Here is a 13,213-nt window from a genome sequence, read left to right on the forward strand (position 1 = left end):
AGAGACAAGTCATGCAGAAACTATCGAAACTGATCGGATTGGCCACCTTGGCGTGCGCTCTGGCAGCCTGCCAGACCACGCCGCGCCGGGATACGTTCGATAAGATCAGCGCCGAAATGGGCGACGCGGCCGCCAAGTCTACTGCGGCATCGCCGCCGGACGCGGTCACCAACGCCTTGCTGCCGCCCACCACGCAATTGGCGAGCGCGCTGCCGAAGGCGCGTACCGTGCTGGAGGAGCGCTTTACCGTGGCGTTCAACGGTGTGGGCGCGCAGCAGTTCTTCAACGCCATCGCCCAAGGTACACGCTACACCATGCTCGTGCACCCGGAAGTGAGCGGCACCATCACCGCCAACCTGAAGGAAGTGACGCTGTTCGAGGCCCTGGACGCGGTGAAGGAGTTGTATGGCTACGACTACAAGGTGGAGGGGACGCGCATCTACATCCGCCCGCTCACCATGCAGACCAAGATGTTCAAGGTGAACTACCTGACTTCGGCGCGGCGCGGCGCTTCCAATCTGCGTGTGACGTCGACCACGGTCAGCGATGCCAACCAGAATAACAACGGCAACAACCAGAACAACAACCAGAATAACCAGAACAACAACAGCAACAATAACGGCGGCAACAACAATGGGAACGACGGCAACGGCAATGGCAATCAGCAGACAAGCCGTGCCGCTGCCATCGTCCAGACCACGTCGGACAGCGATTTCTGGCGCGAGCTGCGCCTGTCGCTGGAGGCCATTGTGGGTACGAAGGATGGCCGCAGCGTGGTGGTGAGCCCGCAGTCGGGCGTGATCCTCGTGAGGGGCATGCCGGACGAGCTGCGTGCGGTCGCCCAGTATCTCCAGGCCACCCAGCTGGCCGTGGAGCGCCAGGTGATCCTGGAAGCGAAGATCCTGGAAGTGGAATTGAGCAGCAGCTCGCAGAACGGTGTGAACTGGGCCCGCTTCGCCTCCGTGCAGACCGGCCACGGCAACGCAAGCTCCATCGGTTTCCTGCAGCCGGGCGCAGGCCTTGCGCCACTGCCCCCTAGCGGCATCGGCTCCTCGATTTCCAACGGCGGCTCGCTCTCCGGCACAACGGGCTTCAACATGGCCAATTCGGCAGCCGCGGCGGGCGGCCTGTTGGGGCTCGCCTTCCAGACCAGTAATTTCGCTGCGCTGATCTCCTTCCTGGAATCCCAGGGTACGGTTCATGTGCTGTCCAGCCCGCGCATCGCCACCCTGAACAACCAGAAGGCCGTGCTGAAGGTGGGCACCGACGAATTCTTCGTGACCGGCGTCAGCACCACGGTGACCACGAATGCCACCGGCAACGGCACCGCATCGCCGAACGTGACCCTGACCCCGTTCTTCTCGGGCGTGGTGCTGGACGTGACCCCGCAGATCGACGACGACGGCCACGTCATCCTGCACGTGCACCCCTCCGTGAGCCAGGTGTCCACCGTGAACAAGGGCGTGAACCTGGGCAGCGCCGGCAGCCTGAACCTGCCGCTGGCCACTTCCGTTACGTCGGAGATGGACAGCATGGTGCGCGGCAGGAATGGCGAAGTGGTGGCCATCGGCGGCTTGATGCGCCAGTCGGGCACCAACAACCGTTCCAGCGTGCCGGGTACGGGCAGCCTGCCGGTGCTGGGCGCCCTGTTTGGCAACAAGGAAGAAGTGCAGCAGAAGCGCGAGCTGGTGGTGCTGATCAAGCCCACCATCGTCGATGGCGCGGAAAGCTGGAGCAATGACCTGATGGATGCTAACCGCCGCATCAAGGAATTCGATCCGGCCAACGCCACGAAAGGACGCCGCTGATCATGTACGAGTCGCACTTCGGCCTGCGTGAAGTCCCGTTCAGCATTACGCCTGATACGAGCTTCTTCTTTACGAGTCCCCATTCCCAGGAGGCGCTTAATACGCTCCTGGTGGCGGCGCGCAGCGGCGAAGGCTTCATCAAGATCACCGGCGAAGTCGGCACCGGCAAGACGCTGCTGTGCCGGAAGTTCATCGCCACGCTGGGCGAGGAATACGTCACTGCCTATATCCCGAATCCCTATCTGGAGCCGCGCACGCTGATGCTGGCCCTGGCGGACGAACTCGAACTCACGCTGGCCAAGGACGTGGACCAGCATCAGCTGCTCAAGTCCATCACCTTCCGCCTCATGGAGCTGGCGAAGCAGGGCAAGCAGGTGGTGCTCTGCCTGGACGAGGCGCAGGCCATTCCGCTGGAGAGCCTGGAGGCCCTGCGCCTGCTGACCAATCTCGAAACGGAAAAGCGCAAGCTGCTCCAGATCGTGCTGTTCGGCCAGCCCGAACTGAATATGCATTTGGAGCAGGATTCGATCCGCCAGCTGGCGCAGCGCATCACTTTCCATTACCATCTTGGTCCCCTGAACAAGGACGACCTCGAATACTATCTGGCCCATCGCCTGCGGGTGGCGGGCTTCACGGGCGGGCGCCTGTTCGGCCGCGGCGCCGTGGCGCGCTTGTTTGCGGCGAGCGGCGGCATTCCCCGCCTGGTCAACATCCTGGCGCACAAGGCGCTGATGCTGGCGTACGGGGAGGGCAAGCAGGAGGTCAGCAAGCGCCATGTGGCGATTGCGGCGCAGGATACGGTGGCCAGCCGGGCTTCCCGCCTGCCATGGCTGATCGGGGGATTGAGCCTGCTGATCGCGGCATGCAGTGTGACATGGGCGCTCACTAAATGAGTCTGATTAACAAAATGCTCCAGGATCTCGACGCCCGTCACGGCGGCGAGGCGGCACGCCAGGGCGGTTCGCCCGTGGTGCGGCCGGTTGCGTCCAGCGAGCGTTTTGGCCGCCCCGGCCTGGCCATGGCGGCTGGCGTGGGCGTGGTGGTGCTGGCCCTGGGAGGCGTGCTGGCATGGCGCTACCTGTTCAGCAAGCCTCCGGCCGCGCCAGTGCCCCAGCAGCCGGCGGTGCTTGCTCCCGCCACGCCTGCACCGGTGCCGCAAGCGGCCGTGGCGCAGCAGGCGCCCCAGCCAGCAGCCGTGGAAGCACTCAAGCAGGAAGCGGCCAAGCCGCCACGGAAGGCTGACGCCCAACCCGCCCGCCACGCGGTGACGCCTGCCGCGGAGCAGCCGCCACGCAAGCCCGCAACGTCCGAGCGCCCGGCGCGCAAGGCGGCAGCCACGGAACAGGCGCCGGCTGCGGCAAAGACTCAGGCAGCCGAGGATGTGGGCACCCAGCAGCGCGGCGAGACCCTGTACCGCCGCGGTCTGGCGGCATTGCAAGAGGGACGCGTGCAGGAGGCGATCACCACCCTGGAACAGGCGGTGCTGTACTACCCGCGCCATGACGCGGCGCGCCAGACCCTGATCGGCCTTCTGATCGAGAACCAGCGGGCGGAGGAGGCCATGCGCCACCTGCAGTTCGGCATCGGCCTCGATCCGCGCCAGGTAAACATGGCGATGCTGCTGGCCCGGCTGCAGCTGGAACGCGGCGGCGCGGCGGTGGAAACGCTGCAGAAATCGCTGCCCTATGCGGGCAGCAACGCGGAATATCGCGCCTTCCTGGCGGGCGCCTTGCAGCACAGCCAGCGCCACCGCGAAGCGGCCGAGCAGTATCAGGCGGCGCTGCGCCTGCAGCCGCAGAACGGCGTGTGGTGGATGGGGCTGGGCATTTCCCTGGCAGCCGACAAGCGCAATGCCGAAGCGCGCGACGCCTTCGTGCACGCCCGCGCAACGGGCATGCTCACGCCAGAACTTCAAACCTTCGTCGAGCGAAAGCTCCAGCAGCTCAATTAAAGGGCCGCGAGCGCGCCCCAGACCTGCTTCATGCTGAAGCGCAGGTCGGCATCGTCTTCCGAGAGGGCACAGTGGATCGCGCAGCCGGGCTGTCCGCTCAGGCGCTGCATGGCCACTTCCACCTTGTTGCCGGCCGGGTCGCGCAGGCAGTGAATCTCCAGCATGCCGCTGGCCGGATCGCGGTGCGCCACCACGCCCGTTTCTCCGTTCTCCAGCTGCACGAGGCAGCCGGGCGGGAAGGGGCCCAGCACTTGGTGGAAGTAGTCGGAGAGCGCGGGATCGGCGTCGTGGCTGCAATCGCCGGTGAGCTTTTTAAGGGCCGCATCCGGCAGCAGGGAGCTGCGGTAGTTGCGGGATGAAACCCTGGCACAGTAGCGGTCCGCGAGATTGAGCAGGCGGGCGTTCTGCGTCACCTCGTCGCAGGTCTTGCCGCCGGGGTAGCCGCTGCCGTCCGCGTTCTCATGGTGCATCAGCACGCAGGAAATCCATTCTTCGTCGGTCACGCCCGCGCTTTTCAGCAGTTCGGCGCTGCGCTCGGGGTGGCGGTGGACGATGGCCATTTCATGCGGCTCCAGTGCGCCGGGCTTGCGCTGGAAGCTGTCGTGCTCGCGCAGCATGCCTACGTTCATGGTGAGCGCCGCCGCCGTCAGCGATTGCATTTCTTTGAGCGGCTTGCGCATGGCGCCCGCCACCATGGTGACTACAATGGCCGTCTCGATGCAGTGGCGCACGGCGTAGGTGCCCGCGATCTGGTTGAGGAACACGCAGGCCAGGGCCACGTTGGGCTCCAGCGCCACGGCGGCGTGCAGGTCGCGCACCACGCCGCGCAGGTCCGTGTCCGCGTTCTCTTCGTCGCGCAACTGGGCCAGCAGCTTGTCGAGCCGCTTGCTGATGGCATTCAGCTCATGCAGGACCGAGGGATGCGCCTCGCTATGCGTGTTCACTTGCCGCTCCTAGATCTTCTTCAGCCGCTCCAGGGCCAGGGCGAGCGTTTCGTCCTTCTTCGCGAAGCAGAAACGCACGATGCCCGATTCACGCGGTTCGCGGTAGAACGGCGATACGGGAATCGCCGCCACCTTGATCTCGCTGGTCAGCCACTCCGCGAACTCCGCTTCCTTCATGCCGGAGATGGCGTCGTAGCGCACACACTGGAAGTAGGTGCCATCCGCAGGCAGCAGCTCGAAGCGGCTGTTCTCCAGGCCCGCACGGAACAGGTCGCGCTTGCGCTGGTAGAAGGCGGGCAGGGTGAGGTAGGGCCCCGGATCCTGCATATAGCTCGCGATCCCGGCCTGCATGGGGGTGTTCACGCTGAAAACGTTGTACTGGTGGACCTTGCGGAACTCCTGCATCAGGGCCGCGGGCGCCGCCACATAGCCCACCTTCCACCCGGTGACGTGATAGGTCTTGCCGAAGCTCGACACCACAAAGCTGCGTCCCGCCAGCTCCGGATAGCGGCTCATGGATTCGTGGCGGTGGCCGTCGTACACCATGTGCTCGTAGACTTCGTCCGCCAGGATCAGGATCTGCGTGCCGCGCACGATGTCCGCCAGATTCTCCATGTCGGCTGCCCGCAACACCGTGCCGGTGGGGTTGTGTGGCGTATTGATGACAATGAGGCGGGTGCGCTGGGAGACGGCGGCTGCCAGCCTGTCCCAGGGCAGGCGGTATCCCTGTTCGCCCAGCTCCATCTGCACCAGCACCGGCACGCCTCCGCACAGTTCAATGGCAGGCAGGTAGCTGTCGTAGGCCGGTTCCACCACAATCACTTCGTCGCCCGGATGCACGCAGCACAGGATGGCGCCAGTAAGGGCTTCGGTGGCGCCCGCCGTCACGGTGATCTCGGCGTCCGCGTCGTAGCTGTGGTGATAAACGGCGCGGATTTTCGCGGCGATGGCCTGGCGCAGCTGCGGCAGGCCGGTCATGGGGGCGTACTGGTTCAGGCCAGCCTGCATTGCCTCGCTCACGGCCTGCGTCAGCGCCGGTTCGCAGGCGAAGTCCGGGAAGCCCTGGCCCAGGTTGACGGCGCCATGCTGCATGGCGAGCTGGGACATGCGGGTGAACACGGTCGTGCCCACGGCGGGCAGGCGGGTGGCGATGGCTGGTGTAACGGGCGGAATCTGCGGGCTGTTCATGAAGCGGATGGCGTATGTGTTTGTTCCATTCTAGCGCGCAACGGCCGGCTCTTCCAGACTCCACTTCTCGGGCGTGATAACGCGAAACATGCCAGCCTTCGCCAGGCGCTTGGCCAGCTTGAGCAGGGCCTTGTCCTTGGTGATGAGGGTGTGCGCCTGGGCGTCGCGCGCCACCTCCAGGAATTTCTGGTCGTCCTTGTCGGTACACACGGGCAGGCGCACGCCGGATTCGGGCGGCGCCACCACCTTGATCAGGCGGTCGAAGCGCGCTTCCGCCAGGGGGCGGCTCTGTTCATCCAGCGGCAGGTGCTTGTAGTGCAGGACGATGCGGTATTCGTCGCGGCAGTCCGCGCGCGTCACCGCTTCCACGGAGCCATCCTCGATGGCTGAGAGCAGGGCTGCCCAGCGCGGGTCCTCGAACACAAAGAGGTCCAGGCAGACATTGGTGTCGATGACGATGCGTTTCGGTGGAACAGGTATCATGTCGGAATTGTTCAGAAGTATGTTTTGAAATCTTATGCTGATAGTGCTTTCGCCTGCAAAAAGTCTCGACCTCGATACGCCGCCCACCACCAAGCTGCACACCCAGCCCGCCTTCCTGGACCGCTCCGCCGAACTCATAGACCGCCTGCGCGCCTTTTCGCCGCCGGAGCTGGGCAAGCTGATGGACATCTCCGATGCGCTCTCCGCCCTCAACGTGGCCCGCTATGCTGCGTGGACGAAGGACACCACCGAAGCGCGACAGGCCGTCATGACCTTCGACGGCGATGTGTACGACGGCCTGCAGGCGCGCAAGCTCACACCCAAGCAGCTGGCCTACACCCAGTCGCGCGTGCGCATCCTCTCCGGCCTGTACGGCATGCTGCGTCCCCTGGACCTGATCCACGCGCACCGCCTGGAAATGGGCACGAAGCTCGATACGGCGCACGGCAAGGACCTCTACGGCTTCTGGGGCGACACCATCACCGAAGCGCTGAACCGGGATATCGAGGAGCAGGGTGCTGAGGCGCTGGTCAACCTGGCCTCGGAGGAGTATTTCAGGTCGGTGCGGCCGGCGAAGCTGAAGGCGCCCGTCATTACACCCGTCTTCGAGGACTGGAAGAACGGCAAATACAAGATCATCTCCTTCTACGCCAAGCGCGCGCGCGGCATGCTGGCGCGCTACGCGGCGGAGAAGGGCATTACGGACCCGGAGAAGCTGAAGAAGTTCAAGGTGGACGGCTACGCCTTCGTCAAGAAGGAGTCCGACGACTCCACCTGGGTCTTCCGCCGCAAAATCGAGGAATAAGAGAGGAGGGGACTGGCCCCTCCGTCAGCTCAGCCCCAGAACTTCCACCAGCGGCGCTCCTGCTTCGGAGCGCCATTTTCCAGGAAGCGGCTGTTCGGGAAGTTCTGCTTGAAGACGCGCATGGCGTCGTCGCGCAGCGCAGTGTTCCCCAGCTTGTCGTAGCTTTGTGCCATGATGAAGAGCGCTTCCTCGATGGCCGGGGAATCGCGGTAGTCGCGCACGGCGTCCATGGCGCGGTTGGCCGCAGCCAGGTAGGCGCCGCGGCGGTAGTAGTAGCGCGCCACATAGACCTCATACTTCGCCATGGCGTTGATAAGGTACTTCATGCGGTCCAGCGCATCGGGCGTGTACTTCGAATTCGGGAACTTCTCCACCAGGGCCTTGAAGGCGGCGAAGGCCTCGCGCGTGGCTTTCGGGTCGCGTTCGGCCGGGTCCTGCTCGTAGACGAAGTTCAGCAGGCCGATGCTGTCGTTGAAGTTCACCAGGCCGCGCAAGTAGTACATGTAGTCCACGTTCGGGTGGTTCGGGTGCAGCTTGATGAAGCGCTCCACCGCAGCCAGCGCCTGGGCCTGGTCCTGCGACTTGTAGTAGGCGTAGGCAATGTCCATCTGCGCCTGCTGCGCATAAATGCCGAAGGGGTAGCTCGCTTCCAGCTTTTCGAACAGCTGGATGGCACGCTCGTAGTGTTGCCCCTCCAGTTCCGACTTGGCCTCCGAGTATAATTTCGTTGCGGACCAGCCTTTGGTCTCATCCTGGGACCCGCCGGAGAATAAACCGCATCCGGACAAACTGAGCAGTACGACAGTTGCTGCAACTACCGATAATTTTTTTTGCATGTTGTTTGCAGAAGACGTTTAACCAAAATACTACAACAGGCTGATTATAGCCGATGGGATTGCCGTGATCTTGAAACATCAACCGAATTCGACAGAACAACTGCCCGACACCGATCTGGACGCTGATTTTGAGGGCGAGGACCTTGCTGGCGAATCCGGCGACCCGCTTGCCCCCATCGAGCTGGAACTGACGCCCGAAGTGTGCGGCGAGCGCCTGGACAAGGTGGTGGCCCGCCTGGTGCCCCAGTTTTCGCGCGGCCGCCTGCAAAGCTGGATCGAGGACGGCTTCGTCACCGTGGACGGCAAGCCGGCCAAGGTGCGCGCCACCGTCTATGGCGACGAGAAGATCGTGGTGCTGCCCCAGGCCGCCCCGGAAGACGTGGCCTTCACCCCCGAGCCCCTGGACCTGGACATCGTCTACGAGGACGACCACCTGATCGTGATTAACAAGCCCGCCGGCCTGGTCGTGCACCCCGGCGCGGGCAACTGGTCCGGCACCCTGCTGAACGGCCTGTTGCACCACTGCCCGCAGCTGGGCGGCGTGCCGCGCGCGGGCATCGTGCACCGCCTGGACAAGGACACCAGCGGCCTCATGGTGATCGGCAAGGACCTGGCCACCCAGACCGACCTGGTGCGCCAGCTGCAGGCGCGCAGCGTCAAGCGCGAATACTGGTGCCTGGTGTGGGGCACGCCGCGCCTGTCCGGCACCATCGACGCCTCCATGGGGCGCCACCCGAAGGACAGGGTGAAGATGGCCGTGACCAGCGCCATGGGCTCCAAGCCCGCCATCACCCACTACCAGCGCCTGGCCGAGGGCCATCTGGGCGAGCGCCGCCCGGTCAGCCTGGTGCAGTGCCGCCTCGAAACGGGCCGCACCCACCAGATCCGCGTGCACATGGCGCACCTGGGCTTCTCCCTGGTGGGCGATTACGTCTATGGGAAGCAGCACCTGACCGAGGTCTTCCCGCGCCAGGCCCTGCAGGCGCGCCGCCTCGGGCTGGTGCATCCGGCCACGGGCGAACCCTGCGAATGGACCGTGCCCCTGGCGGACGACTTCAAGGCCCTGCTCGACGAGGCGGGCATCGAGGAGCCGGACGAAGCGGCCCTGGCTGCGGCCGAGCTCGGCGATGAGGGCGGCGATTACGATTACGACTACGACGACGAGGAGTATTGACGTCCTCTCCGCCCTAAAGGACGAAGATTCCTGCTTCCAGCGTCGCACGTCCGCGACGGAGAATGTTTATCGCAGCATTGATATCACGATCATGTACAGCGCCACAATCACTGCAAGTCCATTCTCTTATTCCAAGGCCTGCGATACCTTTCGGTCGCGAATCGGGCAGTGCGCCACAAGTCGAGCAGGTCTGGGTGGTAAAGCGTTCGTTCACTTCCACGTACCGCACGCCATGCCTGATGGCCTTGTACGCCAGCATCTTGCGGAAGGTCGACCAGCCAGCGTCAAGTACAGATTTGGCCAGGCCGGTTTGGGCCAATCCACCAGCATTGATATTGCCCACAGCGATATGATCGAAAGCGCGCACCAGCTCCGTGGAGCGTTTGTTCAGAAAGTCCAGCCTTTGCCGGGCCACGCGCGCGTGAATCGTCCTGAGCTTGCGCCACTTGTGCGCCCGCTGCGCCACCGCCAGTGCCGCCTCCGCCTTGCGGTAAAAGCCGGGCGCCTCGATACGTTCCTGGCTGGACAGCACGGCAAGGTCTTTCAGCCCCAAGTCAATGCCGACACCTCGACTAAGCGGACGTGCAGCAGGAGGTTCGGCGACTTCGATCACAATATTGAGAAACCAATCTCCACGCCGGTCTTGCGCAAAACAGGAACCATCCCTGATCTTCCCTTCAGGCAGAGGACGCGAATAAAACACTCGGAAGGTATTACCAGCAAAGCGGAACGCATTACCTTCTCGATGCAGGTCGCGTCCCTTCATCGGGACCCAACCGAGCGACATCCGGCTTCGGTAGCGCAGATAAGGCCGACGGTGCTGTGCGCGAGATTTGGCATACTGTTCGCACACAGCGTTGATGACACCCGAATGCAGACCCAGTTCCTTGCTGCTGCCAGTGGTCAACTTGTTCAGGTCAAAGCCGGTCAGCCACGGACGGCTGAAGCGCAAGGCATCCTTCTGCCGGTCATTGCAGTAGTTCCAGACGAAGTTCACCTTGCGAGCCTGTTGACTCAGCAGTCCAGCCAGCGACTTCACACGGTAACGATAGACGATCATCATACTGTAATTATATACAGTACTTCTCCAAACTCAAGGGGAACGACTGCCTCGCAGTCGGCTCCTTGCGCTCCCTGTCCTAAGGGACGCGGTCACTCGGAGCAAATCTGATGAACACTTCTCCGCAATGGCTGATTCCCGTCTGGCCCGACGCGCCGGAGAACGTGGCGGTGCTGTGCACCACGCGCCGGGGCGGCGTGAGCCCTGCGCCCTATGACGACGGGCAGGGCGGCGGCGGGCTGAATCTCGGCATTCATGTGGGCGACCTGCCCAAGCGGGTGGAGCGCAACCGCGACATCCTGCGCGCCGAGCTGCCGTGCGAGCCTGCCTGGCTGTCCCAGGTGCACGGCGTGGCCGTGGCGGATGCCGACAAGGTGGGCCTGGACGAACTGCCCGTGGCGGACGCCAGCTTCGCCAAACGCCATGGCACGGTATGCGCCGTGCTCACCGCCGACTGCCTGCCCGTGATGTTCGCCGATACGGCGGGCACCATCGTCGCCGCCGCCCACGCAGGCTGGCGCGGCCTGGCAGACGGCGTGCTGCAGGAAACCGTGCGCACCATGCGGGAGCAGGGCGCGGGGGAAGTCGTGGCCTGGATGGGGCCTGCCATCGGCCCCCATCAGTTCGAAGTGGGCGAGGACGTGCGCCAGGCCTTCCTTTCGCGCGCCCAGGGCGATGAAGCGGCGCTGAACGCGGCCTTCCGGCCCGCCGGCGCGCCCGGCAAATACCTGGCCGACATCTACGCCCTGGCGACTGTGGTGCTGAGGCGGGCAGGGGTGACGCGGGTGAGCGGCGGCGAATACTGCACGGTATCGAATTCGGGACGTTTCTATTCCTACCGCCGAGACGGCGTCACGGGACGGCAGGCCAGCTTGATCTGGCTCAAGTAATCATTGATCTTTCCGGCGGGCGGCTTCGGCTTCGCGGCGGCGTTTGCGCCGTTTCCCGCCAGTTAAGTAAAATAGGATGCCCAAGGGCAGCACGCAGTACAGCAGGAAGGTCATGATTCCGGCGACCACGGTGGGTTCGGTGAGCGCCATCAGCAGCACAACATAAATCCAGGCAACAGCAACAATCAGCATAAGCGCGTTTCAGTGAAAGCGAATTGAACAGATGAACTTCAACATGAATATGCCCGACCCGCAAGCCATTGCCAATGCGTGGATGTCGCAAATCGGCGATCCCAGCCAGTGGCAGTCCTGGTTCAAGATGATGCCTGAAATGGATGCCATGCCTGGCGCGGCGCTCCTGCGCGAAGCGGGCGCGACGATCCGTCCCGAAGTGCTGGAACGGCTGAAAAACGAGTACATGAGCGAATTTGGCGCGCTTTGGCAGCAGTTCCTGTCCGGGAAGGCGCCCCAGCTGAAGGACCGCCGCTTCAGTTCGGACGCCTGGCAGGGCAACCCGGTGTCGGCCTTCAATGCCGCATCTTACCTGCTGAACGCCAAATTCCTGGTGGCCATGGCCGAGGCGGTGGAGGCCACGCCGCACCAGAAACAGAAAATCCGCTTCGCCGTGCAGCAGGTGGTGGACGCCATGTCGCCCGCCAACTTCCTGGCCACGAACCCCGAAGCCCAGCAGAAGCTCATCGAGACCAAGGGTGAAAGCCTGACCAAAGGCCTGGCCAATATGCTGGCGGACATGCAGAAGGGCCATATCTCCCTGTCTGACGAGAAAGCCTTCGAAGTGGGCCGCAATCTGGCGACCACCGAGGGCCAGGTGGTCTACGAAAACGAGCTGTTCCAGCTGCTCCAGTACAAGCCGCTGACGGAGAACGTGAAGCAGCGTCCGCTGCTCATGGTGCCGCCCTGCATCAACAAGTACTACATCCTGGACCTGCAGCCCGAGAATTCCCTGGTGCGCTATGCGGTGGAGCAGGGCAATACCGTGTTCCTCATCTCCTGGCGCAATCCGAACCAGACCCTGGCGAAGACGAGCTGGGACGACTATGTGGACGATGGCGTGGTCAACGCCATCAATATCTGCAAGGCCATCACGAAGGAAGAGAAGCTGAACGTACTCGGCTTCTGCGTGGGCGGCACCCTGCTGTCGACGGCCCTGGCCGTGATGGCGGCGCGCGGCGAACAGCCTGCCGCTAGCGTCACGCTGCTGACCACCTTCCTGGATTTCAGCGACACCGGCGTGCTGAACGTCTTCGTGGACGAGCCGCAGGTGATGCTGCGCGAGCAGACCCTGGCCGCGGGCGGCCTGATGCCGGGCCGCGACCTGGCCAGCACCTTCTCCAGCCTGCGTCCGAACGACCTGGTGTGGAACTACGTGCAGTCCAACTACCTGAAGGGCAATGAGCCGCCGCCCTTCGACCTGCTGTACTGGAACTCGGATTCGACCAATCTGCCGGGCCCCATGTTCTGCTGGTATCTGCGCAATACCTACCTGGAGAACAAGCTCAAGGATCCGGGCAGGCTGAAGGTGGCGGGCGAGGCGGTGGACCTGTCGAAGATCGACGCCCCGGCCTTCATCTACGGCTCGCGCGAAGACCATATCGTGCCGTGGACCTCGGCCTTTGCCTCCATGGACATCCTGAACCCGAAACAGCGCAAGGCCAACCGCTTTGTGCTGGGCGCCTCCGGCCATATCGCGGGCGTCATCAATTCCCCGGCCAAGAAGAAGCGCAGCTACTGGGTCAACGACGGCAAGGCCGCGGCGGATGCGGACGGCTGGCTGGCCGGCGCCGCCGAGCACCCGGGCAGCTGGTGGCCGGAGTGGGCCGCCTTCCTGGCCCAGCACGGCGGCAAGGAGGTCAAGGCGCGCACGAAGCTGGGCAATACCAAATACAAGCCCATCGAACCGGCCCCGGGCCGTTACGTGAAGGAAAAGGCCGAGTAAGTGTGGCAATCCTGGCCAGATTGCCAAGCCGATCTTTTAGTTGCGTTGCAATAAACACGATATTCTTATACCGGAACGCCCAAACTGAGAATTTTTCACTCTATAATGGGCGCGCAG

13 protein-coding genes are annotated in these 13,213 nt (G+C 63.8%); 7 read left to right on the forward strand and 6 right to left on the reverse strand.

Annotated elements, in window-relative coordinates; all coding sequences use genetic code 11:
- Positions 1 to 11 precede the first annotated feature (11 nt).
- Genes mshL through LSQ66_RS07910 form a run of 3 tightly spaced genes read left to right on the forward strand, consistent with a single transcriptional unit; the run spans position 12 to position 3,759 of the window.
- Complete coding sequence (mshL, locus tag LSQ66_RS07900; RefSeq protein ID WP_231769242.1) at positions 12 to 1,808, forward strand: pilus (MSHA type) biogenesis protein MshL; 1,797 nt, start codon at positions 12 to 14, stop codon at positions 1,806 to 1,808.
- Positions 1,809 to 1,810: 2 nt separating this feature from the next.
- The gene (locus tag LSQ66_RS07905) at positions 1,811 to 2,701 is read left to right on the forward strand and encodes an ExeA family protein (RefSeq protein ID WP_231769243.1); all 891 of its coding nucleotides are present in this window, start codon (positions 1,811 to 1,813) and stop codon (positions 2,699 to 2,701) included.
- Entirely contained in the window at positions 2,698 to 3,759 is a 1,062-nt protein-coding gene (locus LSQ66_RS07910) for a tetratricopeptide repeat protein (RefSeq protein ID WP_231769244.1), read from the forward strand. Before LSQ66_RS07905 ends, LSQ66_RS07910 begins: the two co-directional genes overlap by 4 nt.
- Here the strand turns inward: LSQ66_RS07910 and LSQ66_RS07915 are convergent.
- Genes LSQ66_RS07915 through LSQ66_RS07925 form a run of 3 tightly spaced genes read right to left on the reverse strand, consistent with a single transcriptional unit; the run spans position 3,756 to position 6,374 of the window.
- Positions 3,756 to 4,703, reverse strand: coding sequence for an HD-GYP domain-containing protein (locus LSQ66_RS07915; protein WP_231769245.1), 948 nt, complete (start codon positions 4,701 to 4,703; stop codon positions 3,756 to 3,758). The genes LSQ66_RS07910 and LSQ66_RS07915 overlap by 4 nt on opposite strands.
- 9 nt (positions 4,704 to 4,712) lie before the next feature.
- Complete coding sequence (locus LSQ66_RS07920; protein ID WP_231769246.1) at positions 4,713 to 5,891, reverse strand: pyridoxal phosphate-dependent aminotransferase; 1,179 nt, start codon at positions 5,889 to 5,891, stop codon at positions 4,713 to 4,715.
- Positions 5,892 to 5,921: 30 nt separating this feature from the next.
- Entirely contained in the window at positions 5,922 to 6,374 is a 453-nt protein-coding gene (locus LSQ66_RS07925) for a putative toxin-antitoxin system toxin component, PIN family (RefSeq protein WP_231769247.1), read from the reverse strand.
- A 34-nt stretch (positions 6,375 to 6,408) separates the two neighbouring features.
- On the opposite strand from LSQ66_RS07925, the gene yaaA reads away from it, so the two are divergent.
- Entirely contained in the window at positions 6,409 to 7,179 is a 771-nt protein-coding gene (yaaA, locus tag LSQ66_RS07930; protein ID WP_231769248.1) for a peroxide stress protein YaaA, read from the forward strand.
- Between the two features lie 29 nt (positions 7,180 to 7,208).
- Here yaaA and LSQ66_RS07935 read toward each other — a convergent pair whose 3' ends face one another.
- Entirely contained in the window at positions 7,209 to 8,015 is an 807-nt protein-coding gene (locus tag LSQ66_RS07935; protein WP_231769249.1) for an outer membrane protein assembly factor BamD, read from the reverse strand.
- Positions 8,016 to 8,079: 64 nt separating this feature from the next.
- On the opposite strand from LSQ66_RS07935, the gene LSQ66_RS07940 reads away from it, so the two are divergent.
- Positions 8,080 to 9,189 (forward strand): RluA family pseudouridine synthase, encoded by a 1,110-nt coding sequence (locus tag LSQ66_RS07940; protein WP_407659580.1) that lies wholly within the window; start codon positions 8,080 to 8,082, stop codon positions 9,187 to 9,189.
- A 13-nt stretch (positions 9,190 to 9,202) separates the two neighbouring features.
- Here the strand turns inward: LSQ66_RS07940 and LSQ66_RS07945 are convergent, their stop codons facing one another.
- On the reverse strand, positions 9,203 to 10,252 hold the full coding sequence (locus LSQ66_RS07945; protein WP_231769250.1) for an RNA-guided endonuclease InsQ/TnpB family protein: 1,050 nt from the start codon (positions 10,250 to 10,252) through the stop codon (positions 9,203 to 9,205).
- Between the two features lie 107 nt (positions 10,253 to 10,359).
- Here LSQ66_RS07945 and pgeF point away from each other — a divergent pair, with 107 nt between their 5' ends.
- On the forward strand, positions 10,360 to 11,139 hold the full coding sequence (gene pgeF / locus LSQ66_RS07950; RefSeq protein WP_231769251.1) for a peptidoglycan editing factor PgeF: 780 nt from the start codon (positions 10,360 to 10,362) through the stop codon (positions 11,137 to 11,139).
- Here pgeF and LSQ66_RS07955 read toward each other — a convergent pair whose 3' ends face one another.
- Positions 11,140 to 11,331, reverse strand: coding sequence for a hypothetical protein (locus tag LSQ66_RS07955; RefSeq protein ID WP_231769252.1), 192 nt, complete (start codon positions 11,329 to 11,331; stop codon positions 11,140 to 11,142).
- A gap of 43 nt (positions 11,332 to 11,374) precedes the next feature.
- Here LSQ66_RS07955 and phaC point away from each other — a divergent pair, with 43 nt between their 5' ends.
- A complete protein-coding gene (gene phaC, locus LSQ66_RS07960) occupies positions 11,375 to 13,096 on the forward strand; it encodes a class I poly(R)-hydroxyalkanoic acid synthase (protein WP_231769253.1) in 1,722 nt (573 codons plus the stop codon).
- Positions 13,097 to 13,213 lie beyond the last annotated feature (117 nt).

The sequence above is a fragment of the Massilia endophytica genome (assembly GCF_021165955.1).
Taxonomy (GTDB): Bacteria; Pseudomonadota; Gammaproteobacteria; order Burkholderiales; family Burkholderiaceae_D; genus Rugamonas; species Rugamonas endophytica.

Excerpts from the sequence above, each read along its gene's own strand:
- LSQ66_RS07925 (WP_231769247.1), bottom strand. The coding sequence starts at position 6,374 with ATGATACCTGTTCCACCGAAACGCATCGTCATCGACACCAATGTCTGC.
- LSQ66_RS07955 (WP_231769252.1), bottom strand. The coding sequence starts at position 11,331 with ATGCTGATTGTTGCTGTTGCCTGGATTTATGTTGTGCTGCTGATGGCG.
- pgeF (WP_231769251.1), top strand. The coding sequence starts at position 10,360 with ATGAACACTTCTCCGCAATGGCTGATTCCCGTCTGGCCCGACGCGCCG.
- phaC (WP_231769253.1), top strand. The coding sequence starts at position 11,375 with ATGAATATGCCCGACCCGCAAGCCATTGCCAATGCGTGGATGTCGCAA.
- yaaA (WP_231769248.1), top strand. The coding sequence starts at position 6,409 with ATGCTGATAGTGCTTTCGCCTGCAAAAAGTCTCGACCTCGATACGCCG.
- LSQ66_RS07945 (WP_231769250.1), bottom strand. The coding sequence starts at position 10,252 with ATGATGATCGTCTATCGTTACCGTGTGAAGTCGCTGGCTGGACTGCTG.
- mshL (WP_231769242.1), top strand. The coding sequence starts at position 12 with ATGCAGAAACTATCGAAACTGATCGGATTGGCCACCTTGGCGTGCGCT.
- LSQ66_RS07920 (WP_231769246.1), bottom strand. The coding sequence starts at position 5,891 with ATGAACAGCCCGCAGATTCCGCCCGTTACACCAGCCATCGCCACCCGC.
- LSQ66_RS07935 (WP_231769249.1), bottom strand. The coding sequence starts at position 8,015 with ATGCAAAAAAAATTATCGGTAGTTGCAGCAACTGTCGTACTGCTCAGT.
- LSQ66_RS07910 (WP_231769244.1), top strand. The coding sequence starts at position 2,698 with ATGAGTCTGATTAACAAAATGCTCCAGGATCTCGACGCCCGTCACGGC.
- LSQ66_RS07905 (WP_231769243.1), top strand. The coding sequence starts at position 1,811 with ATGTACGAGTCGCACTTCGGCCTGCGTGAAGTCCCGTTCAGCATTACG.